Origin of the sequence: Marmoricola sp. OAE513, from assembly GCF_040546585.1 — a bacterium.
In the GTDB taxonomy this organism is placed as follows: Bacteria; Actinomycetota; Actinomycetes; order Propionibacteriales; family Nocardioidaceae; genus Marmoricola.
On record NZ_JBEPOC010000001.1, the window covers coordinates 252,979 to 278,169 of the forward strand.

The window sequence follows — 25,191 nt, forward strand, 5'->3', positions numbered from 1 at the left end:
GGGTCACTTCGGCTCGGGGCGCGGCACCCCGGCGGACGCGTCGGTCAGGCAGAGGGTGGTCGTCGGGTCCTCGAGCGTCATCCGGAAGTTGGTGAACCCACCGTTGACGACGACGTCGACCGCGTTCAGACCCGAGCGGACCGCGAACCGCTGGTGGCCGCCGGCGACGTCGAGGTCGGCGAAGCCGTCGGCGCTGGTGTAGTAACCGATCCGGAGGACCCAACGCCCGTCGGGGACGTCGGCCTCCATCGGCACGAGCGTGCCGGTCGAGCGCACCGGGTAACCGCACTGCTCGTCGTCCGACGCCTTGGTGCGCACAGGGCCTTCCAGGGCGACCTTCGCCAGCGAGCCGTCCTCGCGGACCATCCGCAGCGCATGGCTCGGGAGGTCGAAGACCGGGCGCTCGGGGGCGTACCCGACGACGTTGCGAACTGTCGCGCGCTCGCCGTACCAGGCACTGATCACGCCGACGGGGACACCACCGTCGAGCAGGACCACCTTCGGGTCGGCGCGGAGCCCCGACCGGATCGCCTCGACGTACTCGCGGTCGTCGGAGTGGTACAGGTTGGAGGCGAGGAAGCCGGCCGAGATGGCGGCCGAGACGACCAGGGCGACGCACGCGACAGCGCTGGCTCCGCGTTCGAGGCCGAGCGGGGAGAAGAAGCTGCCGCGTGCTGAGAGGTCGGGGAACTCCACCTCGCGCAGGGCGCCGGCGGCCGCGATCACGACGACCGCCGCGAGCTCGGCACCGAAGCGGTGGACCAGGCCGAGCGAGCCGAGAACGTCGGCGCGACCGGTCAGGGCCAGCACGCCGACCGACCCGGCGACGAAGACCACGAGCGTTCCCCAGGCCGCGCGGGCCGAGGCTCGCCCGTGCTGGGTGGTCAGGCCGACCAGCCCGAGCAGCAGCGCACCGTTCAGGGCCACGATCCAGGACACCGGGACCAGGTACGCGTGCGCCGGGAGCGAGCCGGACCAGGGGCCGTTGAAGACCTCGGCCAAGCTGTGCCGCAGGTAGCCGGTGACGACCTGACCGAGGTCGTTACCGAGGTCGAGGTCGAGCGGTGCAGCACGCCAGCGGAGCACGGCGTACCCGGCGAGCACGATGAGCAGGCCGACACCGAGGGCACTGAAGTCGCGGGCCGCCGTACGGAACCGGGCGCGCACGGTGTCGCCGCCCGCGGCGATCAGCGCGACGCCGACCAGCACGACCGGGAACAGCACGGCGCGTTCGTCGAAGAGCACGGCCAGTGCGAACGCCGCCAGCGCCAGGCCGGAACGTCGGACCCGGTTCTCGTCGGTCGCACTGAGCACGGCCCAGACGGCGACCAGGAGCATCAGCGTCGCGGACCAGTACGCCAGACCGAGGACCCACCACTGGGTCGACCACAGTGTCAGCGTCGAGAAGGCGAACATGACCAGGAGCGGCAGACGCAGCCAGCGGTCCCCCAGCAACCGGGTCAGGACGAGCCACATGGTCGCGGTGGCCGCCGTCTGCAGGGTCAGCACGACGCCGGCGGCAAGCGGCCAGCTGAGCGGGGCGAGACCGACGCACGCAGCGACCAGCGCGGTGCCGGCCGGGGAGAACCCGCCGGCGTAGTCGGCGTCGAGCATGCTCCAGGCGCCGTCCGCCTTGGTCGAGGCCATCACCAGGAAGTCGTCCTGCGAGAAGTAGCCGTGGCCCAGGAGCACCGCTCGCCACAGCAGCTGGGCGGCGATCACGACCAGCGCCAACAGCCCGGCTCGGGTCGTCCAGGCACGGACGGTCTCAGGCATCGACGGCCTCCTTCGTCGGCGTCTCGTGAGGCGTGCGCCCCAGGGACGCGAGCAGCACGCCGACCGCGCCGCCGGTCACGGCGTCGACGACCGACCAGGACTGGTCAGGGTCGACCTGCGCGAGCACGGCCGCCGCGATTCCCGCGACGGCGACCACCCCCGCGCCGACCCACACCGGCGACACCTTGCGGCGCAGCAGCAGCCCGAGAGCGGTGCCGGTCAGCAGCGGGACGCCGCCGGCCACCCAGGCGACGACCAGGAGGGCGAGCCCGAACGGACCGATCGGCAGCGCCCGTCCCCACGCGGTCGGCAGGACCGGGACGGCCGGCTCACGATGCCGCTCGCGCAGCGCGACGGCCAGGGCAAGCCCGAGCAGCAGCACGCCGGCGATGCCGCCGAGCAGCAGGAACAACCGGTAGGTGCCGTCCGGGGTGTAGACGAGGTGCACGGTGCCGCCGTCACCCGCCGGCACCCGATAGCCCTGCTGCCACCCGTCCAGCGCCACCTGCTTCAGCACCTTGCCGTCGAGCGTCGCCCGCCAACCGGCGTTCAGGTTCTCCGGGATCCGCAGGATCGCGGCGCTCCCGGCACCGATCCGGACCGAGCGGTCGGTCGAGCTCCAGTGCGTGATCCTCGTCGTGCGGTCGGCGGGGTAGGACAGGGCCAGGTACGGGTCCTTCGGCACCTTGAGCGCGACGGTGGTCGGGACCCACCGATCCGTCGAGGCGACGGTCATCGTGTGCGTGCCCGGTGCGAGCTCGAGGTCGCCACCACATGCCTGCAGGCGCAACGCACCTCCGCTGAGGACGTCCCGGATCCGACCGGTCACCCGGGTCTGGGTCACCTTGCCGTCGATCCGGACCTGCGGCCCTAGGCCGCACTCCGCCCCGGTGATGCTGGACGCCGACGGCGAGTAGGTCAGGTCCTCGAGCCCGGCGATCACCAGGTCCGCGATGCCGAGCGAGCGGCGGTCGGTGTCGCTGCCGGGAAAGGTGATCTTCACGTGGTCCGTGCGCAGCGCGTCGAAGTAGCCGAGCGAGTCGCCGCGCAGGCTGACCTCCCGGCGCTGGCCGTCAGACTCCAGCACGGCAGACCCGGCTGACCGTGTCAGGCCCCCAGCAGCCACCAGCTGGAGCCGGGTGAGGGTGCGCTTGCCCTTCCAGCGGAGCTCGAGCGACTGGTCCTGCCCGCCGCGAGCAGCGATCCAGGTGGTCCTCGGGTTGCCGTCGAACGCGAACTGTCCCGAGACCGCCGGGTCGTGCGCCAGCACCGAGCTCGCGGTGACGGCTACCTGGCGGCCGAGCGGCAGCAGCAGCTGCGCGGTGCTCGCGGACGAGCGTGCGGTGACCGTGCCCGAGAGCGTCCAGGTCCCCGACGAGTCCGTGGTGAAGGTTCGGTTCAGCCCGGCTGCCTCCTCGGCGGGCCGGGCGGCCTCGGCATCGCAGTCCTGCCCCAGGTCGCCGGTGACGCAGGCGCGCCGCTCGGGCTGCGCCCGGAAGAGGAACTCGGTGGCCGCGTCGGCGCCCGCCGAGGGCACCACGAGGGTGCGGCCGAGGGCGAGTCCGGGGAAGCCGATCTCGCGGATCGCGACGACTCCGAACCGCGGGTGCCGGTAGGTGTCGAGCACGGTGACGCGGACCTCCCGGACCGGCGCACCCGACAGGTCCACCCGGACGACACCCGTCTCCGGGTCGACGTCGTGGTCGCTGACCTGACCGCCGGCGTCGACCCGGATCTTGCGTACTGGTACGCCGCTGTAACCGTCCACGCCGACGGTCACGTCGACGTACGGCAGCGGCTGAGACTCCTTGAGGCGCACCGCGAGCCACTGGCCCTCGGGCTTCTCCAGCGGCGCGGACCGCCAGTAGGTGTCGAGAACGCCGTCGACCGCGGAGTACGGGCCGAGCTCGGGCCGCACCGCTCCGAGGGTGTCGGCGTACCCCGAGGACGACGAGGCGGTCAGCCCGCTGATCTCCGGGTACGACGCGGCCACCCGGTCCGCCCCCTCGACGCCCGGGTAGTCGTGGGCCCGACGCTCGTTGCGGTACTTCTCCTGCGGTGTCATCAGCTGGCTCAACGAGTCCCGGAGCCGCCCGAACTGCCGCTCGCGGAGCCGGTAGCCGTCGGCCACCAGGTCGGGGGTCTCGGCCTTCGTCGCGGTGCCACGGATCAGCACCGGGCGGGTGGGCAGTAGCAACCCGGCCTCGATCAGGGAGATGACGTCCTCGGGCCCGCCGGCGACCTCGGCGACGCCGCCTGCGTCGACGGCCTCGACGACCGGGACGTCGCGGTCGATCCGGTAGACGGTGATCGCCGCCTGGTCGCCGACCCCGGTCGATCCGAAGGCGGCGACCTTCGCCAGGCCGGGGCTGCTCTTCACCGCCTGGTCGACCGTGGAGGTCGACGGGGCGTCGCTGGCGAACAGGTCGAGGTCACGGCGTACGACGACGAACCCGATGCCGGCGCGCGCCAGGGTGTCGGCCAGGACCGGGGACCCGCGCCCGTCAGCGATGCGGTCCTCGACCGAGTCCAGGAAGCGGATCGTCGGCCCGGGCACCAGTGGCACCTGGGTGCGCGAGACCCACGGACTCCTGGCGAGCCCCTGGATCGGCTCGTCGATCGTCCAGCCCCACGTCTGCTGGCCGAACCCTGAACCCGGCAGCACCAGCGCGCGCCGGCCGTCGGCGTGCGCGGCGAGGTAGTCGGTGGCCTGCTCCCAGGACTGCGGGACGGCGTCCCACCCGGGCTTGCGCAGCGTCCGCTCGAACAGCGGGAGGGCCGAGGAGGCGAGCAGGGCGACCGCCAGCACCGGCACGACCAGCCGGGTCGCACGCGGTAGCCGGACGCGGGAGGCAGCGCGCCCCTCGGAGCGAGCGAGCACCCAGGCCGCGAGGAGGCCCGCGCCGTGGGCCAGACCGAGAGCCAGCGGTAGCCGGACCAACGGGTCGACCTTGTGGACGTTGCGCAGCGGGGCGAGCATCCCGTCGAGCAGCTCACGTACGCCGCCGGACAGCGGGCTCCCGAGCGTGGAGATGTGCGGCATGGTCAGCAGCACGACGCCGAGGAGGGCGCTCAGGGCCAGCGGCACCCGCGCGGGCATCGACGCGTGGAACAGGCCGCCGAGACTCAGCGCCGCGACCACGGCGGTGAGTCCGATGAGCAACGGCATCGTGGCCAGGTCGAAAGCGCCCGGCCACCACGGCTCTCCCCCGACGTTGACGAATGCGAGCCAGTGGTCGGCCCCGCGGACGACGTTGGTCCAGCCGAGCGGGTGCGTGGTCGCGGCCGCGGTCTCGATGTAGTCCAGGAACGGCGGGCTGTACTTGCCGAGCACCAGCAGGGGCAGCATCCACCACGCGCAGGCCAGGGCGACGGCGAGGACCCACCAGCGCGCGAGCCGACGACCGACGACGGTGCCGAGCGAGAAGACCAGGATCAGCGCCGGCAGGGGCAGCGTCGCGAGGTCTTCCACCGCGTTCACGCCACCCATGCAGAGCACTGCGACCCCGGAGAGCAGGGCGCCGAGGCGGGGCGAGATCCGACCCTGCAGCGCGCGGACCAGCGGCAGTACCACCCACGGCAGCACGGCGGTCGGCAGGATCTCCGCGGTCAGGACGCCGCTGAGACCGAGCAGGCGGGGCGAGAACGCGTAGGCCAGGCCGGCGAGGATCGGGAGCCAGGCCGGACCACGGGTGGTGCCGGTCGAGGCGAGCGCGCGGAACAGCCGACGGGCGCCGTCGTACGCTGCGATGAGGATGAGGGCCGACCAGCAGCGCTGGACGATCCAGTCCGGGACGCCGAGCAGGTCACCGCCCCAGAAGAACGTTCCCTGGGGGAACAGGTAGCCGTAAGCCTGGTTCTGGAGCTCGCCGAAGGACAGCTCGGGGTTCCACAGGTGCAGGGTGGCGGCGAGGAACGCACCCGGGTCGGCGCTGAGGTCGAACTTCGTGTCGAAGGTGGTCTTGCCGGGTCGCTGGAGGAAGGTCAGCACGCCGAGCGCCAGGACCACGAGATAGTGGACCTGAGCTGTTCGCGACCTGCGCACGCCGGAGGCGCGCGACTGGCTCGACGACACCAGATCCCCACCTTCTCGTGCCAACATTCAGTAACCTGCTCCCTGAGTGTATCGCCCGAATTATCCCGAGAGGCCGTATTTCCCATGGCAAGCGCCGACGCCGATTTCGAGACCGTGTGGGCGATCGCTGACACCATTCCGGGTTGGCTCAAGCCTGGTCAAGCACGACTCCTCTTCGATCATGCCCGAGCCCTGGCTCCCGGCTCCCGCGTGCTGGAGATCGGCAGCCACCAGGGCCGCTCGACGGTGGTGCTCGCCAAGGCGCTGGAGCCGCTCGGCGGCAGCGTCATCGCCGTCGACCCGTTCGTCGAGGGGAAGCTCTTCGGCGGTACGCCGACCCGGACCAAGTTCGAGACCCACCTCGCGCAGGCGCAGGTCGCAGACCTGGTCGACCTGCGCGCCGACTACAGCACCAAGCTCCGGCCGACCTGGTCCGAGGGTTTCGACATGCTCTACATCGACGGCAAGCACGACTACTGGACGCTGAGCGACGACCTCAAGTGGGCCGAGCACCTGCCCGCCGGCGGCCCGATCGTCATCCACGACTGCTTCTCCTCGATCGGCGTCACGCTCGGGATCCTGGTGCACGTGCTGTTCTCCTCCGAGATCCGGTACGAGCGGCGCAGCGACTCCCAGGCACTGTTCTTCCGCAGCAAGCCGTCGGCCCGCGACCGCCTCCGCATCCTCGGGGAGATGCCGTGGTGGATCCGCAACGTCTTCGTCAAGGTGCTGCTGCGCTTCAGGCTCCGGCCGGTCGCCCGACTGTTCGGGCACGACTCGCCGTACGACCCGTACTGAGTCGGTCAGTCCGTCAACGCGGCTGCGATCAGACCGGCCAGCTCGCGGGTGTCGGCGGCACTGAACTCGCTGCCGCGCGTGCGCAGGCTGAGGGATGTCGACGTGCTCGTGGTGACGAGCCCGACGGCGAGCGCTCGCGGGCCGCTGAGGGCCGGGAACATGGCGGCGTACTCCAGTCCGGGCGACTCGACGACGCCGAGGTTGCTGATCTGCGCCGTCCCGCCGAGGCGGTTGCGGAGCAGCCGGGTCACCCGCGGCCCGATGCCGCGGGCCGAGGTCTCCGGGAACTCCGGCTCCGGCTCGACCGCGGCGAACGCGGCCCTGGCCTGCTCGCGGGTCCAGCGCGGGTCGACCCGGAAGCGCAGGTACGCGGTCTGCCGGTCCGGGGCGGACGCCCCGGGCTCGCGGCGCGAGGCCCCGGCCACCAGCAGCGGACGTTCCGAGCCCGCGGCGTTCCACGCGGCGAAGACCTGCGCGACCGCGAGCGCCAGGTCGACCGACCCGACCGCCCGTCGGGGTACCGAGAGGATCTCGAGGTGCTCGCGCGGCGACGGGTCCACCACGTGCGAGGCGAACCGCGGCGGCGGGCGCAGCAGCGCCTCGGTCAGGCGGGACAGGCTGGAGCGCAGGAAGCCGACCGGGGCAGGTCGGTCACCGATCCCCTTCGCCTGCGAGCGCAGCTCCAGGCCGGTCGCGGCCTCGGCGATCGCCAGCAGCCCGAGGCCGTCGCAGACGCCGTGGTGAGCGGCGACCACGACCTTGCCCGGGCCGAGCAGCACCCGCACCAGCGGTCCGTTGCCGTCGTACGGCGCCGCCGCCAGGTGCTGCAACCGCTCGTCCCAGGCTGCCTCGGTGGCCTGCTCCGGCTCCGGGGCCGGGCCGAGGTGCGGGTGCGCCGCGACGAGATCCGCGAGTCCCCGGCGTACGGCGTCGACCTGGGTCGGGACGTTCAGGCCGAGCTCGAGGAAGATGCCCCAGGTGGTGTCGGGATCGCCGTACAGCCCGACGACCTCGTGGGCCGTGCGGCTGGCGGAGCCTGCGCCAGAGCTTGGGTCAGAACCTGCGTCAGAGCCTGCTTCTGGCACCGTCCCACCTCCCCTGCGCTGCGCGCCGACGTCCCGGCTCCGGGACACGTCCTGACCCTACTGACGCGTTGCACCCCGGCCAACGACCAGGTGACCTAGGCTCGCCCGGGTGAGCTCGAGAACCGGCACCCTGCGCGCGGTCGTCCGCGGCAGTGCCGGGATCGCGATCGCGATGGGCATCATGAACGTCGCGACGTACGGGTTCCAGATCATCGCCGCCCGCCTGCTCGGCCCTCGCGAGTACAGCGGGATCGCCAGCCTGATGGCGCTGCTGCTCGTGGTGAACGTGGTCGCGCTCGGGCTGCAGGCCACCGGCGCTCGTCGGGTGGCCGCAGAACCGTCTCGGCGCGCGGAGATCGAGTCGGCGGTGATGGCGGCGTCGCACCGATCGGCCTGGGCGCTCGGCGCTGCCTGCCTCGCGCTGACTCCGTTGATCAGCCTGGCCCTGGACCTCGACGACTGGGCGGCCGCCGCGATGATCGGCGTGAGCACGGTGCCGCTGACCATCATGGGCGGCCAGGCAGGCGTGCTCCAGGGAGAGGGTCGCTGGGGAGCCCTGTCCGCGGTGTACCTCGGGATGGGCCTGGGTCGCCTGGCGCTCGGCCTGGCCCTGATGCCTGTCTTCGACTCGACCTTCGGCGCCATGGTCGCCGTGGCGATCGCCGCCTGGGTGCCGGCCGTCATCGGCTGGTTCGCCCTGCGCGGACGGGCGAGCGCCGCGGCCGCGTGGTCCGGGACGACCACGATCCTCCGCGAGGTGGCCGGCAACTCCTACGCCCTGCTGGCGTTCTTCGCGCTCTCCAACGTCGACGTGATCCTGGCGCGGGCGCGCTTCGACGAGCACGACGCCGGCCTGTACGCCGGCGGCCTGATCCTGACCAAGGCGGTGCTGTTCCTCCCGCAGTTCGTCGTGGTGATCGCGTTCCCCTCGATGGCCTCGTCGGCCGGCCAGCACCGGATGTACCTGCGCGGGCTCGCCGCGGTCGCCGCTATCGGCGCCGTGGCGACGCTGGGCGCGGTCGTGCTGAGCTCGCTGGCGATCACCTTCATCGGCGGTTCCAAGTACGCCGAGGTCGAGCCGAACATCTGGCTGTTCGCGACGCTGGGCACCCTGCTCGCCCTGATCCAGCTGATGGTCTACGAGGTCGTCGCTCGCCAGCACCGCGCCTCGGTGCTCATCGTGTGGGCGGGTCTGGTGCTCGTCGCCGTCGGTTCGCTGCTCGTCGACAACGGGCACCAGCTGGTGCGGGCCGTGGCGCTGGTGGACCTCGGCGTCCTGGTCAGTCTCGTGGTGACGGCGATGCTGCACCCGTCACAGCGGCGCGGTCGGTCGACCGAGGCTTCTTCTTCGACCAGCTGATCGCCGGGCTCTCCACCCACGCGTAGGTCGCCGCCCCGAGCGGGATCGAGATCGCCAGGATGCAGGACATCCACAGCAGGAACCCGCCGAAGCCGGTGCGGTGCACGAAGTCGTCCTCGAGCAGCACGATCACCGGCAGGTGCCAGAGGTAGATGCCGAACGACCAGCGACCGATCGCGGTGAGGAACCGGGTCGACATCACCCGCGGAAGCCAGGAGGTCGGGCGGCACAGCACGGCGCCGGCCAGCAGGAGCAGGGCCAGCAGGGTCGAGCAGCCGAACCGGACCTGCCGCTCGCTGAACGTCGCCGGCACGTACGCCGTCGGGCCGCCGAGCGCGGAGTTGCAGACCAGCACGGTCACGACGACCACCACGAAGAGCAACCACGAGCGCTGGAACCAGCCACGGACCCGGGTCAGGTCGACGATGCCGGCCTTCTCCCCCTCGAGCACGTGAGCGACCGCGGCTCCGCCGGCGAAGCAGACCAGGAAGCCGGGCAGCCAGAACGAGTAGGTGAACTCCTTGCCCAGGTCCTCGACCTCGGTCCAGATCCGCCAGGCGATGGTGACCGGGATCGACAGGGCCAGCAGGCCGAGCGTGGACCAGAACGCCCCGCGCGGCGTGCGCCGCCGGGCTACCAGACCGGCGACGAGCCCCAGGAACGGCAGTGCGACGTACCAGCTCAGCTCGGTGCCGAGGCTCCAGGTCTGCTCGAAGCCGGGACGCAACCCGTCGCTGGCGAAGGTGCCGGTCAGGGTGACGGCGCGCAGCCAGCCGTCGGGGCCGTTGGGCTGCGACTCCGGCAGCATCACCGCGATCGCGAACATCACCACCAGGTACGCCGGGAAGATCCGGAGCAGGCGGCGTCGGGCGAAGGTGCGCACCTCCGGGCGGGTACCGCGGCCGAGTGCCCAGACCGACCACGGCCGGTAGAGCAGGAACCCGGAGAGCACGAACAGGCTGACCGGCCCGTACCCGTGGATGCCGAACCAGTCGAAGTCGGTGCGGCCCGAGGCGTGCACAGCGACCACGGCCAGAGCGGCGAAGCCGCGCAGACCCGTCAGCGCGTCGACCTGGATGGCCTTCTCGGCCTTCGGGAGGTCGTCCGGGGACGCGACAGCGTCGTCGAACTGCACGTCGGCCCTCGCTCCCACAGGACCATTACAGCACGGCGATTAGTCCGAAATCTCCCGATCGCCGGTGCGCGACCGGGTCAGTGCGCGGCCTCGTGCCAGCTGGTTCCGGTGCCGACCGAGACGTCCAGCGGCACAGTCAGGTCGGCCGCCGCCGCCATCTGCTCACGGACCAGGGCCTCGAGGGTCTCGGTCTCCCCCGGCGCGACCTCGAAGACGAGCTCGTCGTGCACCTGGAGGAGCATCCGCGAGGACATCCCGGCCTCGGTCAGCGCACGGTCGACGTTGAGCATCGCGACCTTGATGATGTCCGCCGCCGATCCCTGGATGGGAGCGTTGAGCGCCATCCGCTCGGCGGTGTCCCGTCGCTGACGGTTGTCGCTGGTCAGGTCGGGGAGGTAGCGGCGGCGTCCCATGATGGTCTCGGTGAAGCCCGTGCGCCGGGCCTCGTCGACGACACCTGCGAGGTAGTCGCGGATGCCGCCGAAGGTCTCGAAGTACTCGTCCATGAGGCCCTTGGCCTCACCCGTCTCGATCTTGAGCTGCTGGGAGAGGCCGAAGGCGGACAGTCCGTACGCCAGGCCGTAGTTCATCGCCTTGATCTTCGCCCGCATCTCGGTGTTGACCTCGGTGGGCTCGACGCCGAAGACCCGGGCCGCGGTGATCTGGTGGAAGTCGCGACCGGAGTTGAAGGCCTCGATGAGGAGGGTGTCCTCGGACAGGTGCGCCATGATCCGCATCTCGATCTGGCTGTAGTCCGCGGTCATGATGGCGTCGTACCCGTCGCCGACCACGAAGGACTGCCGGATCCGGCGGCCCTCCTCGGTGCGGACGGGGATGTTCTGCAGGTTCGGCTCGGTGCTGGAGAGCCGTCCGGTCGCGGCGATCAGCTGGTTGAACGTGGTGTGGATGCGGCCGTCGTCGGCCACGGTCTTGAGCAGGCCCTCCACCGTCTGGCGCAGCCGGCTGACGTCGCGGTGGCGCAGCAGGTGCGCGAGGAACGGGTGCTCGGTCTTGACGAACAGGTCCTGCAGGGCGTCGGCGTCGGTGGTGTAGCCGGTCTTGGTGCGCTTGGTCTTGGGCATGTCGAGCTCGTCGAAGAGCACCACCTGGAGCTGCTTGGGCGACCCGAGGTTGATCTCCTTGCCGATCACGTCGTAGGCCTCGGCGGCGGCGGCGCGCACCGAGTCGGAGAACTCCGCCTCGAAGCCGCGGAGCAGGTCGGAGTCGACGGCGATGCCGACGCGCTCCATCCCCACCAGCACCTCGACCAGCGGGAGCTCGATGTCGGCGAGCAGCTGGGTGCCCCCGTGCTCCTCGAGCTCGGAGGCCAGCGTCTCGGACAGGTCGAGCACCGCGCGGGCGTGCAGCATCGCGGTCTCAGCGACCTCGTTCCCGGCCTCGAAGAGGAGTCCCTGGTCGTCGCCGCTGTCCTGCTTCAGCTCGCGCTTGAGGTAGCGCAGCGTCAGGTCGGCCAGTGCGTAGCTGCGCTGGTCGGGCGCGACCAGGTAGGCCATCATCGCCGTGTCGGTCTCCAGGCCCGCGACCTGCCAGCCGTGGGCACCGAGCGCGAGCAGGGGCCCGTTGGCGTCGTGCAGGATCTTCGGCCGGTCCGCATCGGCGAGCCACCCGGCCAGGGCGGCGTCGTCGGACTGGGTCAGCCCGGCGACGTCGACGTACGCCGCGGTGCCGTCAGCCAGCGCGAACGCCAGCCCGTCCACCCGGCCGGTGCCGGACCCCCAGGTGCCCCGAACGTGCAGACCGACGCGGTCCGCGCCGAGGCCGTCGAGGAACTCCGTGAGGGCGCCCGGGTCGACCGTCTGGCCGGCCAGCTCGAAGCCGCCCTCGACCTCGGGCTCCTCCTCGGGGGCGAGCGTGTCGAGGATGCGCGTGCGCAGCTCCCCGCGGAACTCCAGCTCGTCCAGCAGGGCCAACGCTGCCTGCCGGTCCCACTCCGCACGGGGCAGGTCGGCCGGCGTCAGCTCCAGCGGCAGGTCGCGGACCAGCGCGTTGAGCCGCCGGTTGCGGATCACGTCGTCGAGATGGGCGCGCAGGTTCTCCCCCGCCTTGCCACCGACCTCATCAGCCCGGTTGATCACGTTCTCCAGGCCGTCGTACGTCGCGATCCACTTCGCCGCCGTCTTCGGGCCCACCCCGGGGATGCCGGGCAGGTTGTCCGAGTCCTCGCCGACCAGCGCGGCGAGCTCGGGGTAGCGGTGCGGCGGGACGGCGTACTTGGCCTCGACGGCCTCGGGGGTCATCCGGGCGAGCTCGGAGACCCCGCGCATCGGGTAGAGCACCGTCGAGCTCTCGGTGACCAGCTGGAGCGAGTCGCGGTCGCCGGTGAGGATCAGGACCTCGAAGCCGTCGGCCAGGGCCTGGGTCGCCAGCGTGGCGATGATGTCGTCGGCCTCGAAGCCCTCGTAGTCGAGGTGCGGGATCGAGAAGGTGTCGAGCAGCTGCCGCAGGATCGAGAGCTGGCTGCTGAACTCGTCAGGAGTCTTGTTGCGCTTGGCCTTGTACTCCGGGTACTCCGCGAGCCGGAACGTCTTGCGGGACCGGTCGAACGCGACCGCGACGTGGGTCGGCTGCTCGTCGCGGAGCACGTTGACGAGCATCGAGGTGAACCCGTATACGGCGTTGGTCGTCTGGCCCGTCACCGTGGAGAAGTTCTCCACCGGCAGGGCGAAGAAAGCCCGGTAGGCCAAGGAGTGGCCGTCGAGGAGCAGGAGGCGTGGGCGCTGGCTGTCGGAGTCGTTCGCGGGCACGTCTCGACCCTAGTGGGTGGCCCCGACAACGTCAGCCTCGGCGCTCGGGGGCAGGATGGGGGCATGAGCAACAAGGACGAGATCGAGGCCTACATCGCCGCGATGCCGCAAGGAATGGGTGCCCTCAACGACAAGATGGGCATCGAGGTCGTCGAGCTGTCCGCGGAGCGCATCGTCGCGACGATGCCGGTCGAGGGCAACACCCAGCCCTACGGGCTGCTGCACGGCGGCGCCTCGGTCGTGCTCGCCGAGACCCTCGGATCGATGGGCTCGGGCCTGCACGCCCAGACTCTCGGCAAGATCCCGGTCGGTGTCGACATCAACGCGACCCACCACCGCTCCGCGACCTCGGGCACCGTCACCGGTACGGCGACCGCCATCCACCTGGGTCGCACCAGCGCGGCGTTCGAGATCGTCATCACCGACGAGCGCGGCAAGCGGGTCTGCACCTCGCGGATCACCTGCGCGCTGATCGATCCGCCGAGCTGACGGTTACTCTGCGGCCTCGGGGTCGATGACGACCCGCTGGACCGAGCGGCGCTGGGCCAGGATCCGCCCGAGGTTGCGCCGGTCCGTCCGGGTGCGCAGCACCTCGGGGGTGAGCTTGCGGCGGAGCACCGCCGTGCTCGCCACCCGTACCGATGCCACGGTGCCGAGCCCGAGGCGGGCGAGGAACCGGTTGGTGTCACGCGAGCCGCTCGAGGTGATCGCCGTGATGTGGGCGATGTCCTTGTCCTCCGCCCAGGTCACCGCGGCGTCGAGCATCATCCGTGCGAACCCGTGCTTGCGGTGCTCCGGGCTGACCAGCAGGTAGGAGCTGTGCAGTGCCATGTCGGTGTGCAGCGGGCTCATCGCGGCGCGGCGGAGGTGGATCGCCGCGACGACCTCGTCCTCGAAGAGCCCGACGATGACGCGCTCGTCCGGGTCCGCAGCGATCTGGGCCAGCGCGGCGGCGGCCTCCTCGACCGGGCGCGGGCTGGCTGTCTCGACACCTCGGGGACCGCTCTCGGACCAGAGACGGAGCAGCGCCTGCGCGTCCTCGGGACACGCGTCGCGGACATCCAGCACGTGACGCGACATTCGTTGTCTCCTTCACACCCGATGAGAGCCCGAAACCGTCTGAGCGTGCACACTACGCTTCAACCTTCCACCACTTCTAGGGGTCTCTCGTGTTCACAGGAACCGGCACGCTGGTCAACGCCTCGACGGTCCTCCTCGGGGGCACGCTGGGCGTCCTGATCGGCCACCGGCTGCCCGTGCGGGTGCGGAGCCGGGTGACCGACGCCCTCGGACTGGTGACCCTGCTGATCGCCGGGACGTCCGCGATCGCGGTGACCGACGGCTCGCTGTCCGACGCGGTCGGCGACTCCGCGCCGATGCTGATCGTCCTGGGCGCCCTGGCGACCGGCGCGATCGTCGGGTCGCTGCTGCGCCTGGAGGACCGGATCGAGGGCTTGGGCGACTACCTGCAGCGCCGGTTCACCGGCAGCGCGGCGTCGGCCGAGGGGGCCGACGCCGTCGCCGAGGACGCCCGCACCCGGTTCATCCAGGGCTTCCTGATCAGCTCCCTCGTCTTCTGCGTCGGCCCGCTGACGATCCTCGGCTCGATCACGGAGGGCATCGGCAGCGGCGCCGACCAGCTGCTGCTGAAGTCCGCTCTCGACGGCTTCGCCGCGATCGCGTTCGCGGCCACCTTCGGCTGGGGCGTGGTGGCCAGCGTCGTCACGCTCGTCGTCGTCCAGGGGTCACTCACCGCCCTGGGCGCCGTCCTGGGCGACTTCGTGCCCGACGCGCACCTCGCAGCGCTCACGGCCACCGGCGGACTGCTGCTGGTGGGCGTGGCGCTGCGCCTGCTCGAGATCAAGCAGGTGAAGGTCGGCGACCTGCTGCCGGCACTGCTGATCGCGCCGGTACTGGTCGAGGTCGTGACCTGGTTCCGCTGACGGCGCCCCACGCGGCACCTGGCCGCGTTGTCGTCACTTGACGTCCGCTCCGCTGCGCTTCGCTGAAGGACGCCTGCGTTCCTCCGCCCTGCCATGCACCACGTCGGACGCCGTCAGGAGCTAGACGTCGCCGCCGAGGTACGCGGCCTTCACGCTGTCGTCGCCGGCGAGCTCGGCACCCGTCCCCGAGCGGACGATCTCGCCGGTCTCCAGGATGTGGGCCGTGTGCGCGCGCTTGAGTGCCTGAGCCGCGTTCTGCTCCACCAGGAGCACCGTGGTGCCCTGGTTGTTGATCTCCGTGATGATGTTGAAGATCTGCTGGATCAGCTTCGGCGCGAGACCCATCGAGGGCTCGTCGAGCAGCACCAGGCGCGGCTTGGCCATCAGGGCGCGGCCGATGGCGAGCATCTGCTGCTCACCACCGGACATGCTTCCGGCCGCCTGGTTCCGGCGCTCCTCCAGCCGCGGGAACAGGTGGAACACCCGCTCCAGGTCCTGCCGGTACGCCGCGGTCTTGCGGTCCTTGCGGACGTAGGCGCCCATGTCCAGATTCTCCAGGACGCTCATGCCCGGGAAGCAGCCACGACCTTCCGGTGACTGGCTCAGGCCCAGCAGCACCCGCTCGTACGGCGGCATGTTGGTGATGTCCTTGCCGTCGAAGATCACCGAGCCGGCCCGCACCTTGCGCAGACCCGACAGGGTCTTGAGCGTCGTCGTCTTGCCCGCGCCGTTGGCTCCGATCAGCGTTGCGACCGTGCCCTCCTCGACCCCGAACGAGATGTCACGGATGGCCTCGATGTGCCCGTAGTTCACGCACAGGCCGTTGACCTCAAGAAGCATCTTCTTCGTCCACTCCCAGGTAGGCCGCGATCACCGCGGGGTTATCGCGGATCTCGGCAGGGGTTCCCTCGGCGATCTTCTGACCGAACTCGAGCACCACGATCCGATCGGTGACGCCCATGACCAGGCGCATGTCGTGCTCGATCAGCAGCACGGTGTAGCCGTTGTCCCGCACCTTCCGGATCAGCTCCATGAGCTTCACCTTCTCGGCGGGGTTGAAGCCGGCTGCCGGCTCGTCGAGGCACAGCAGCTTCGGGTTGGTCGCCATCGCGCGCGCGATCTCGAGGCGTCGCTGGTCGCCGTACGAGAGGTTCGCGGCCAGCTCGTCGTGGCCGGCCTTGATGCCGACCAGGTCGAGCAGCTCCTTCGCCCGCGCCAGCGACGCTGCTTCGGTGTGACGGTGCCGCGGCAGCCGGAAGAGCGCCTCGAAGAAGCTCACCTTGCTGTGCGCGTCCGCCCCGACCATCACGTTCTCCAGGACCGTCATCGCCTTGAAGAGCCTGATGTTCTGGAAGGTGCGCGCGATCCCCAGCTGGGTGATCTTGAACCGCTTCATCTTGGTCAACGGCTTGCCGTCGAACCGGATCTGACCGTCGGTGAGCTGGTAGACGCCCGTCATCGCGTTGAAGCAGGTCGTCTTGCCGGCGCCGTTCGGCCCGATGAGGCCGAGGATCTCGCCCTCCTTGATGTCGAAGCTGACCTGGTTGAGAGCGGTCAGGCCACCGAACCGGAGGGTGGCGTTGTCGACCTCGAGGATCGCCCTGGCTTCGTTCGTCATGCCTTCACTCCCCCGTCGTCCTCACCGAGCTCGAGTGCGTCGATCTCGGCTTCCGCAGCCTTCGCCCGCCTGACCCTCCGCGGCGGCAGGAGGCCGTCCGGCTTCCAGACGGCGAGCACCGTGAGCGCCAGGCCGAAGACCAGGAGGCGGTAGTCGGCGAACTCGCGGAAGCGCTCCGGCAGGTAGGCCACCAGGGCTCCACCCGCGATCGCTCCCCAGCGGTTACCGGATCCACCGACGATGACCGCCGCGACGAAGAGCATGGACAGCAGCAGCGGGAAACTGTCAGGGCTGATGTAGCCGCCCTGGCCGCTGGCGTAGAACGCACCGGACAGGCCGCCGATCGCAGCACCCAGGGCGAACGCCATCAGCTTGTACTTGAACGTCGGGACACCCATCAGCTCGGCGGCGTCCTCGTCCTCCCGGGTGGCCTCCCAGGCGCGGCCCACGCGGCTGGCCTTGATCAGCCGGTCACCGATGAGCACCAGGATCAGCGCCGTCAGCAGGAGCCAGTAGTACGGGATCGCGTCCAGCGCACCGAAGACCAGGAAGTGCGTGGCGTGGTCGTAGTCCAACGACGGCGTCAAGCCGTCCCACTGGACCCGGGGGATCTCGAACAGGCCACCCTTGTCGAACGGCGGGTTGGCCGCCGGCCCGATCGTGTTCGGGTGCGGGATGTCCTTGATGCCGGCCGAGGCGCCGAGCCACTCGATGTTCTTCACGCAGATCCGGATGATCTCACCGAAGCCGAGCGTCACGATGGCGAGGTAGTCGCCGCGCACCCGCAACGTGGGTGCTCCGAGTATGACTCCGGTGATCATCGTGACCACGATCGCGATGGGCAGAGCCAGGAAGAACGGCCAGCTGCCGTGCTGGGCGGTGAGCACACCAGTCGTGTAGGCACCCGTGGCGTAGAAGCCGACGTACCCGAGGTCGAGCAGACCGGCGTACCCGATCACGATGTTCAGGCCGAGCGCTACCAGCGCGAACGCGGCGACGCGGAACATCACGCCGCCGAAGTCGATGTTCTGCGTGGTGAGCACCGGCGGCCGCAGCAGCGGAAGGGCGTAGACGAGGACGAGGACGAGGGCGATCAGCAGTGCCCTGACCAACAGCGGCTGACGGTTGTAGGCGTTGACCACGCCGTCCCACTTGTCACCGATGACCGCGAGGGGGTTGCGCCAGGTACCGACCGGCGGCTGGGTCTGGGTGGCCATCACGCACGCGCCTTTCCGAGCGCCTCACCGAGGAGACCCGACGGTCGAACGAGCAGGATCAGGACGAGCAGGACGAACGCGACGACGTCCTTCCACTGCGAGCCGAAGACCGCGGATCCCCAGTTCTCCATGACACCGAGGAGCAGACCACCGAGGAGGGCGCCACGGAGGTTTCCGATGCCTCCCATGACAGCGGCGGTGAACGCCTTGACGCCGAGGATGAAGCCGGCGTTCTGCCGGGTCGACCCGATCTTGAGCATGTACAGCGTTGCCGCGACGCCGGCCATCAGGCCACCGATCAGGAAGGTGACCTGGACGACGCGCGTCGAGTTCACGCCCATGAGGGCTGCCGACTCGGGGTCCTGGGCGACCGCCCGGATGCCGCGACCGAAACGGGTGCGGCGCACGAACTGGTCGAGCGCGACCATCATCAGGATGGCGGCGCCGATCACGACGAGGTCGACGTCGGTGACGGTATAGCCGCCGATGCTGAACAGGTCGTGCGGGTTGATCGTCACCGGGTTGGAGTAGACGTCGCGCGCCTTCTCCGGGGAGACGTAGTCCTTGAGGTTGTCGTCCAGCCCGACCCACTTCGCGAACCGGTCGCGGAGACCCATGGCCTCGGCGAGGGCGAAGGAGGCACCGATCGCGGAGATCAGCGCGATCAGCTTGGGGGCGTTCTTGTTGATCAGCGGACGGTAGGCCACCCGCTCGAGCAACAGAGCCACGAGAGCCGAGACGAACATGGCCACGAGGAGCGCGACCAGGAGTATGGGTAACGCCTCACCGAGGGACTGCGACGCGGAGTCGGTCCCGTGCAGGAACACGAAGGTCCAGGCGACGGCGAAGGTGCCGTACATGAAGACCTCGGAGTGGGCGAAGTTGATGAGCTGCAGCACGCCGTAGACCATCGTGTAGCCCAGGGCGATGAGTGCGTAGATGGCGCCGTAGACCAGGCCGCCGGTGGTGTAGCTCGCGAAGTTGTCGAAGCTTCCGAAGAGGTCGTGGACGCTGTACGTCGTGACCGTCATCAAGTCCAAGGGGATCCCCTCACCCGTTGCTGAATGCTGTGGCCGGAGGTCGCCCTCCGGCCACAGCGTTGTTCAGTTGATCAGTCGAGGTTGATTACTCGATGACCTCGGGGTTCGCCACGTCCAGCTCGCCGCTCTTGACGAAGTAGGCGTAGATCTTCGACTCCTTGATGTCACCCTTGTCGTCGAAGGCGATCGGGCCGCTGACACCGTCACCGGTGTAGGAACCGATGAACTTGTTCAGCTCCTCGCCGTTGGACGCACCGTCCTCGATGCCCGCCAGGAAGATGTTCGTGGCGTCGTACGCCTGGGTGGCGTACAGGCCCGTGGCGCCGAAGCCCGACGGTGCCGGACCAGCGGGGGCGGAGAGGACAGCGCCCTCGGCGCCTTCCTTGCCCGCGACCTTGACGAAGTTCGGGTCCTCGGAACCGTCACCCGACATGAACGTGCCCTTGAAGCCACCCTGGCGCAGCTGCTTCGCGAGAAGGCCGGCCTCGGTGTAGTAGCCGCCGTAGAACACGGCGTCCGCACCGGAGGACTTCACGGCCTGGACGACGGCCGACATGTTGGTGTCGCCGACCGAGATCTGGTCGGAGTCGACCAGCGCGTCGCCGAGGGCGTCCTTGACGGTACCCGCGAGGCCCTTGCTGTAGTCCTGACCGTCGTCGACGACGAAGACCTTCTTGGCGCCGACCTTGCCGGTCAGGTAGCCGGCGTCGGCCTTGCCCTGGGCGTCGTCGTTGCCGATGACCCGGTGCCACGTGGTCCAGCCCTGGTCGGTGATGGTCACGTTGGTGGCCGACGGGGAGATCGACGGCAGGCCGGCCTCGAAGAACGTCTTGCCGGTGGCCAGCGACTCACCCGAGAAGCCCGGGCCGACGAGACCGAAGATGGAGTCGTCGTTCACGATCTGGGTGGCCAGACCCGGCGCGTTGTCCGGGGACCCCTGCGAGTCGAACTTCTTGAGGCTGATCTTGCAGTCAGCGTTCTTGTCGTTGTGCTCCTTGAGAGCGAGCTCGATGCCGTTGACCATGTTCTGGCCGAGTGCACCGGCGTCGCCGGTCAGTGCACCGAGGAAGGCGAGGTTCTTGCCACAGAGCTCGCTGGCGCCGCCAGCGGACTTCTTGTCGCCATCGTCGTCTGAGCTGCCGCAGGCGCTCAGGGTCAGGGCAGCGACACCCGCAAGGGCTGCGAGCGTGCGCAGGGACTTGGTGGAACGGATCATCTTTCCTCCGCTTGACGGTTGGATGCGAACGATAAGGAGTTCGATCGCACGTTCTCCGGGAACCTAGCACCGGATATTCGTCTGCGGGGGAACGTCAGGCGACGGATCTCGACCGTTGCCATTTTGTGACGAAGCGGAATCACTCCCGTCACAAGAGCGGGACCAAAGGCCCGGCTCGGCCCCTACTTGACCTCGATGCCGTGCTCGACGACGCCGACGGCGACCTCGCGCATCGAGAGCCTCAGGTCCATCGCGGTCTTCTGGATCCATCGGAACGCGTCGGGCTCGCTGAGGCTCAACTTCTCCTGCAGGACCCCCTTGGCGCGGTCGACGACCTTGCGGGTCTCGAGCCGCTCGTTGAGGTCGGCGACCTCGGCCTCCAGCATCTGCAGCTCGGCGAACCGGCTGACCGCCATCTCGATCGCCGGCACCAGGTCGGACTTGCCGAACGGCTTGACCAGGTACGCCATCGCGCCGGCGTCTCGTGCGCGCTCGACCAGGTCGCGCTGGCTGAACGCGGTGAGCATGACGACCGGGGCGATCCGCTGGGAGGCGATCCGCTCCGCCGCGGCGATACCGTCGAGCCGGGGCATCTTCACGTCGAGGATGACGAGGTCGGGGCGCAGCTCCTCGGTCTTCGCGATCGCCTGCTCGCCGTCGTCGACCGCTGCCACGACGTCGTACCCCTCCTCGGCCAGCATCTCGGCGAGGTCGAGCCGGATCAGCGCCTCGTCCTCGGCGATCACGACGCGGCGGGTCGGGGTGGTAGGTGTCTCGGTCACGGCGACAGGTTACCGAGTGCGGCGAGCGGCGGGCTGTCCGGTAGCGTTTGGGCTTGCTGTCGCCCCGATAGCCCAACGGCAGAGGCAATGTGCTCAAACCACATCCAGTGTCGGTTCGAATCCGACTCGGGGCACCAAATCTGTCCGTGGGTGCCACGACTGTGGGGTCATGTACGACACGGAGTTTCGGTCCCGCGCCCTCGGTCTAGTCGCGGCAGGCATGTCGCTTAACGCCATCTCCGACGAGCTGGGTGTCAGCCGGGCAGCGCTTCGGCGGTGGCGCGACGATCCCCGCGGATCGAGTGGCGGCGCGCGACCGTGCCCGGCTCCGTTCACTTCCACGCCGGCCTATGCAGCCCTGTTCGGCTACTACCTCGGCGACGGCTGCATCTCGCGGGCAGCGCGGTATCACGCGCTCCGGATCGCGTGCGACGCGAAGCTGCCCGCGATCCTGGCCGACGTCGCTTCGGTGGTCCGTGCTGTACACCCCGACCGCCCGACGCACCTCGTGCCCGCGCCCGGATGCATCAGCGTCCAGTCGAACTGGAAGCACTGGCCCTGTCTGTTCCCGCAGCACGGACCTGGCCGGAAGCACGAACGGACGCTGACGATGACGAGTTGGCAGCGTGCCATCGTGGAGGAACATCCGGCTGACTTCCTTCGCGGCCTCTTCCACTCCGACGGCTCCTTGGTCAAGAACTGGGCGACCCGCATGGTCGCCGGCGAAAGGAAGCGCTACGAGTACCCGCGCTGGCAGTTCGTGAACGAGTCCCACGACATCATGCGGTGGTGCCGCGAAACGCTGGACCTGGTAGGCGTCGAGTACCGCCAGACCAATCCTCGCGTCCTCTCGGTCTCGCGACGAGCCGACGTCGCGCGGCTTACCGAGCTGATCGGAATCAAGCAGTAGCACCCCTCGAGCGGTGGCACACTGGTCGAACCCCCGACCCGAGGAGCTCTCGTGGAGCGCAGCCTGTTCCTGTTCCTGGCCATCATCGGCTACCTGGTCGGCGGACTCGTCGCCGCCGGGGACGGCGGGGCGCTCGCTGCGGTGATCCTCGGAGCGGCGTCGACCTTCCTGTTGATCTGGGCGATCGCGCTCGGGGTGCACCTCGGGATCAAGGACGCGGTGTCGGAGCTCGGGGGCAGCACCCGCGAGGAGGCGGACCGGTGGCTGAAGTCCCGCTACGGCAGCGACGTGATCGACCCGGGCCGACCGCCGAAGCCGCAGCGCAACCCGTTGCCGCCGAACGGAAGCTAGCTGAGCCGTCGGTACGCCGGCGCGACTTCGTTGATCGCGTCGCCCATCCGGTGGATGCGCAGGGCGTTGGTCGATCCGGGGATGCCCGGAGGACTGCCGGCGATGATCACGACGATGTCGCCCTCCTTGACGCGGCCCGCGTCGAGCAGCTGCTCGTCGACCTGCCGCACCATCTGGTCGGTGTGCTCGACCTCGACGGTCTTGAACGTCTCGACGCCCCAGGTCATCGAGAGCTGTGACCGCACCGTCGCCTCGGGGGTGAACGCGAGCACCGGGATCGTGCCGCGGTAGCGCGCGAGCCGACGGGCGGAGTCCCCGGACTGCGTGAAGGCGACCAGGTACTTCGCCCCTACTCGCTCGGCGACCTCGGCGGCTGCCTTCGCGACGATGCCGCCGCGCGTCTTGGGCTGCCAGTCGATGGCGGCCATCCGCTCGAGCTCGTGGTCCTCGGTGGAGGAGATGATCCGGGCCATCGTGCGCACTGTCTCGATGGGGTACTCCCCCACGCTGGTCTCGCCGGACAGCATCACGGCGTCGGCGCCGTCGAGCACGGCGTTGGCGACGTCGGAGGCCTCGGCGCGGGTGGGCGCCGGAGCGGAGATCATCGACTCGAGCATCTGGGTCGCGACGATGACGGGTTTGGCGTTGCGCCGGGCCTTGGCCACCACGCGCTTCTGCAGGAACGGGACGTCCTCGAGCGGACACTCCACGCCGAGGTCGCCGCGCGCGACCATGAACCCGTCGAACGCCTTGATCACCTCGTCGAGGTTGTCGATCGCCTGCGGCTTCTCGATCTTCGCGATCACCGGAAGCATGACGCCCTCCTCGCGCATGATCCGGCGCACGTCCTCGACGTCCTTGGCCGAGCGCACGAAGGACAGCGCGATGAAGTCGACGGTGAGGTGCAGCGCCCACCGCAGGTCCTCGATGTCCTTCTCCGAGAGCGCCGGCACGCTGACCGGAACGCCAGGCAGGTTGATGCCCTTGTGGTCGCTGACGCGTCCGCCGACCTCGACCCGGGTGTGCACCTCGGTACCGTCGACGGCCGTGACCCGCAGCCGCACCTTGCCGTCGTCGATGAGGATCTGGTCGTCGGGACTGACGTCGCCGGGCAGGCCCTCGTACGTGGTCGAGGCGATCTCGTTGTCGCCGGAAACCTCGCGGGTGGTGATCGTGAACGACTGGCCGGCGTTGATCCGAACGCCACCGTCGCGGAACCAACCGAGCCGGATCTTCGGCCCCTGGAGGTCGGCGAAGACCCCGATCGCGTGACCACTCTCGTCGGACGCCTCGCGCACCATCTTGTAGACGGCCTCGTGGTCGGCATGGGTGCCGTGACTCAGGTTCAGGCGGGCGACGTCCATGCCTGCGTCGACCAGTGCCCGGATCGACTCCTTCGTGGAGACGGCCGGACCGAGGGTGCAGACGATCTTTGCTCTACGCACGTACGGAGCCTATCGCTCACGCCCTTGAACGTTCCAAGCCCCTCGCCGACCCGGCAGCGATGTGCGCCCCCATCTCGCCGACCCGGCAGCAATGTGCACGAAGACACGCACATTGCTGCCGGGTCAGCGCAGGACGGCTGCACATTGCTGCCGGGTCAGCGCAGGACAGCTGCACATTGCTGCCGGGTCGGGTCAGGCGGTGATGGGGCGCTCGGTCGGCGGGATCGGCGCGGGGAGCGTCGTGGCCGGTTTGCCGCCCAGGAACTTGTCCACCGCGGCAGCAGCGGCACGTCCCTCGGCGATCGCCCACACGATCAGCGACTGACCACGACCGGCGTCACCGGCCACGAACACGCCGGGCGTGGTCGAGGCGTAGTCCTTGTCCCGGACGATGTTGCCGCGCTCGTCCAGCTCGACACCGAGCTGCTCCACGACGCCGGCCTTCTCGGGACCGACGAAGCCCATCGCCAGCAGGACCAGGTCCGCCGGGATCTCCTTCTCCGTGCCCTCGATCGGCTGGAACGAGCCGTCGACCTCGACGAGGCGCAGCGCCTTGACGTTGCCCTCGTCGTTGCCCAGGAACTCCTGGGTGGAGACCGCGTAGACCCGGTCGCCGCCCTCCTCGTGCGCGGAGGAGACCTTGAAGGTCATCGGGTACGTCGGCCACGGCTGGTTGGCGGGACGCTCCTCGCCCGGGCGCGGCATGATCTCGAGCTGGGTGATCGAGGCAGCTCCCTGACGGATCGACGTACCGAGGCAGTCGGCTCCGGTGTCACCGCCACCGATGATGACGACGTGCTTGCCGTCGGCGCGGATCTGCCCGTCGACCGACTCCCCGACGGCGACGCGGTTGGCCTGCGGCAGGAACTCCATCGCCTGGTGGATGCCACCGAGCTCGCGGCCCGGGACCGGCAGGTCGCGGGCGATCGTCGAGCCGACCGCGAGCACGACGGCGTCGTACCGGTCGCGAAGCTGGTCGCCGGTGAGCTCCTCACCGACGTTCACGCCAGCGCGGAAGACGGTGCCCTCACGACGCATCTGCTCGAGGCGTCGGTCCAGGACCTTCTTCTCCATCTTGAACTCGGGGATGCCGTAGCGCATCAGGCCACCGATCTTGTCGGCGCGCTCGTAGACCGCGACCGTGTGACCGGCACGCGTGAGCTGCTGCGCGACGGCGAGACCGGCCGGGCCGGAGCCGATGACGGCCACGGTCTTGCCCGAGAGCCACTCCGGCGGCTGCGGCCGCACGTTGTGGGACTCGAAGGCCCGCTCGATGATCGAGACCTCGACGTTCTTGATCGTCACCGGGTCCTGGTTGATGCCGAGCACGCAGGCGGTCTCGCAGGGGGCCGGGCAGAGGCGACCCGTGAACTCCGGGAAGTTGTTGGTCGCGTGCAGGCGCTCGATCGCGGCGTCCCAGTCGTCCCGGTAGACCAGGTCGTTCCACTCCGGGATGATGTTGCCCAGCGGGCAGCCCTGGTGGCAGAACGGAATGCCGCAGTCCATGCAGCGCGAGGCCTGGGTGCGGATGATCGGCAGCAGCGCGCGACCGGGTCCACCGGGGTAGACCTCGTTCCAGTCCTGGACGCGCTCCTCGACGGGACGGCGCTCGGCCACTTCGCGGCCGTTGTTGAGGAAGCCCTTCGGGTCAGCCATTGTTCGCACCCTTCAGTTC

General features: G+C 69.8%; 20 protein-coding genes and 1 tRNA gene. 7 read left to right on the forward strand and 14 right to left on the reverse strand.

The window, feature by feature from the left end; translation table 11 throughout:
• Nucleotides 1-3: 3 nt before the first annotated feature.
• Both ABIE44_RS01235 and ABIE44_RS01240 read right to left on the reverse strand, forming a co-directional pair.
• A complete protein-coding gene (locus ABIE44_RS01235) occupies nt 4-1,776 on the reverse strand; it encodes a hypothetical protein (protein WP_209713388.1) in 1,773 nt (590 codons plus the stop codon).
• Nucleotides 1,769-5,851: an alpha-(1->3)-arabinofuranosyltransferase domain-containing protein gene (locus tag ABIE44_RS01240; RefSeq protein ID WP_209713386.1), complete on the reverse strand. Its 4,083-nt coding sequence runs from the start codon at nt 5,849-5,851 to the stop codon at nt 1,769-1,771. Before ABIE44_RS01240 ends, ABIE44_RS01235 begins: the two co-directional genes overlap by 8 nt.
• A gap of 84 nt (nt 5,852-5,935) precedes the next feature.
• Between ABIE44_RS01240 and ABIE44_RS01245 the strand changes: the two genes are divergently transcribed.
• Nucleotides 5,936-6,649 carry a class I SAM-dependent methyltransferase gene (locus tag ABIE44_RS01245; RefSeq protein ID WP_209713384.1) on the forward strand — a complete coding sequence of 238 codons (714 nt, stop codon included), beginning with the start codon at nt 5,936-5,938 and terminating at the stop codon, nt 6,647-6,649.
• Nucleotides 6,650-6,654: 5 nt separating this feature from the next.
• Here ABIE44_RS01245 and ABIE44_RS01250 read toward each other — a convergent pair whose 3' ends face one another.
• The gene (locus ABIE44_RS01250) at nt 6,655-7,782 is read right to left on the reverse strand and encodes a hypothetical protein (protein ID WP_209713383.1); all 1,128 of its coding nucleotides are present in this window, start codon (nt 7,780-7,782) and stop codon (nt 6,655-6,657) included.
• Between the two features lie 61 nt (nt 7,783-7,843).
• Here ABIE44_RS01250 and ABIE44_RS01255 point away from each other — a divergent pair, with 61 nt between their 5' ends.
• Nucleotides 7,844-9,094 carry a polysaccharide biosynthesis protein gene (locus tag ABIE44_RS01255; protein ID WP_209713381.1) on the forward strand — a complete coding sequence of 417 codons (1,251 nt, stop codon included), beginning with the start codon at nt 7,844-7,846 and terminating at the stop codon, nt 9,092-9,094.
• On the opposite strand, the gene ABIE44_RS01260 is transcribed toward ABIE44_RS01255, so the two are convergent.
• Together ABIE44_RS01260 and polA are read right to left on the reverse strand one after the other, a co-directional pair.
• A complete protein-coding gene (locus ABIE44_RS01260; RefSeq protein WP_354437744.1) occupies nt 9,015-10,247 on the reverse strand; it encodes an acyltransferase family protein in 1,233 nt (410 codons plus the stop codon). The two genes, ABIE44_RS01255 and ABIE44_RS01260, sit on opposite strands and share 80 nt — an antisense overlap.
• Before the next feature lie 59 nt (nt 10,248-10,306).
• Nucleotides 10,307-12,994 carry a DNA polymerase I gene (gene polA / locus ABIE44_RS01265; RefSeq protein ID WP_209713377.1) on the reverse strand — a complete coding sequence of 896 codons (2,688 nt, stop codon included), beginning with the start codon at nt 12,992-12,994 and terminating at the stop codon, nt 10,307-10,309.
• A 63-nt stretch (nt 12,995-13,057) separates the two neighbouring features.
• Here polA and ABIE44_RS01270 point away from each other — a divergent pair, with 63 nt between their 5' ends.
• Nucleotides 13,058-13,483: a hotdog fold thioesterase gene (locus ABIE44_RS01270; protein ID WP_209713375.1), complete on the forward strand. Its 426-nt coding sequence runs from the start codon at nt 13,058-13,060 to the stop codon at nt 13,481-13,483.
• Nucleotides 13,484-13,486: 3 nt separating this feature from the next.
• On the opposite strand, the gene ABIE44_RS01275 is transcribed toward ABIE44_RS01270, so the two are convergent.
• Complete coding sequence (locus tag ABIE44_RS01275; protein WP_209713373.1) at nt 13,487-14,074, reverse strand: GNAT family N-acetyltransferase; 588 nt, start codon at nt 14,072-14,074, stop codon at nt 13,487-13,489.
• 89 nt (nt 14,075-14,163) lie between these two features.
• Between ABIE44_RS01275 and ABIE44_RS01280 the strand changes: the two genes are divergently transcribed.
• Nucleotides 14,164-14,937: a DUF554 domain-containing protein gene (locus ABIE44_RS01280; RefSeq protein ID WP_209713371.1), complete on the forward strand. Its 774-nt coding sequence runs from the start codon at nt 14,164-14,166 to the stop codon at nt 14,935-14,937.
• 120 nt (nt 14,938-15,057) lie between these two features.
• Here the strand turns inward: ABIE44_RS01280 and ABIE44_RS01285 are convergent, their stop codons facing one another.
• The 6 genes from ABIE44_RS01285 to ABIE44_RS01310 form a co-directional block, all read right to left on the reverse strand.
• Entirely contained in the window at nt 15,058-15,777 is a 720-nt protein-coding gene (locus ABIE44_RS01285; protein ID WP_209713369.1) for an ABC transporter ATP-binding protein, read from the reverse strand.
• On the reverse strand, nt 15,767-16,555 hold the full coding sequence (locus tag ABIE44_RS01290; protein ID WP_209713367.1) for an ABC transporter ATP-binding protein: 789 nt from the start codon (nt 16,553-16,555) through the stop codon (nt 15,767-15,769). Before ABIE44_RS01290 ends, ABIE44_RS01285 begins: the two co-directional genes overlap by 11 nt.
• On the reverse strand, nt 16,552-17,772 hold the full coding sequence (locus tag ABIE44_RS01295) for a branched-chain amino acid ABC transporter permease (RefSeq protein WP_209713365.1): 1,221 nt from the start codon (nt 17,770-17,772) through the stop codon (nt 16,552-16,554). Before ABIE44_RS01295 ends, ABIE44_RS01290 begins: the two co-directional genes overlap by 4 nt.
• Nucleotides 17,772-18,803, reverse strand: coding sequence for a branched-chain amino acid ABC transporter permease (locus ABIE44_RS01300; RefSeq protein WP_209722924.1), 1,032 nt, complete (start codon nt 18,801-18,803; stop codon nt 17,772-17,774). The genes ABIE44_RS01295 and ABIE44_RS01300 overlap by 1 nt, the downstream gene beginning before the upstream one ends.
• Before the next feature lie 94 nt (nt 18,804-18,897).
• On the reverse strand, nt 18,898-20,028 hold the full coding sequence (locus ABIE44_RS01305) for a branched-chain amino acid ABC transporter substrate-binding protein (protein WP_209713363.1): 1,131 nt from the start codon (nt 20,026-20,028) through the stop codon (nt 18,898-18,900).
• Nucleotides 20,029-20,210: 182 nt separating this feature from the next.
• Nucleotides 20,211-20,810 carry an ANTAR domain-containing response regulator gene (locus tag ABIE44_RS01310; RefSeq protein WP_209713361.1) on the reverse strand — a complete coding sequence of 200 codons (600 nt, stop codon included), beginning with the start codon at nt 20,808-20,810 and terminating at the stop codon, nt 20,211-20,213.
• A gap of 61 nt (nt 20,811-20,871) precedes the next feature.
• Here ABIE44_RS01310 and ABIE44_RS01315 point away from each other — a divergent pair.
• The 3 genes from ABIE44_RS01315 (at nt 20,872) to ABIE44_RS01325 (ending at nt 22,071) form a co-directional block, all read left to right on the forward strand.
• A tRNA-Leu gene (locus ABIE44_RS01315) sits at nt 20,872-20,947 on the forward strand.
• Nucleotides 20,948-20,979: 32 nt separating this feature from the next.
• Nucleotides 20,980-21,720, forward strand: a complete 741-nt coding sequence (locus tag ABIE44_RS01320; RefSeq protein ID WP_209713359.1) for a helix-turn-helix domain-containing protein — start codon at nt 20,980-20,982, stop codon at nt 21,718-21,720.
• 51 nt (nt 21,721-21,771) lie between these two features.
• Nucleotides 21,772-22,071 (forward strand): hypothetical protein, encoded by a 300-nt coding sequence (locus tag ABIE44_RS01325; protein ID WP_209713357.1) that lies wholly within the window; start codon nt 21,772-21,774, stop codon nt 22,069-22,071.
• Here the strand turns inward: ABIE44_RS01325 and pyk are convergent.
• Nucleotides 22,068-23,516: a pyruvate kinase gene (gene pyk, locus ABIE44_RS01330; RefSeq protein WP_209713355.1), complete on the reverse strand. Its 1,449-nt coding sequence runs from the start codon at nt 23,514-23,516 to the stop codon at nt 22,068-22,070. The genes ABIE44_RS01325 and pyk overlap by 4 nt on opposite strands.
• A 192-nt stretch (nt 23,517-23,708) precedes the next feature.
• Entirely contained in the window at nt 23,709-25,172 is a 1,464-nt protein-coding gene (locus ABIE44_RS01335; protein ID WP_209713353.1) for a glutamate synthase subunit beta, read from the reverse strand.
• Nucleotides 25,173-25,191 lie beyond the last annotated feature (19 nt).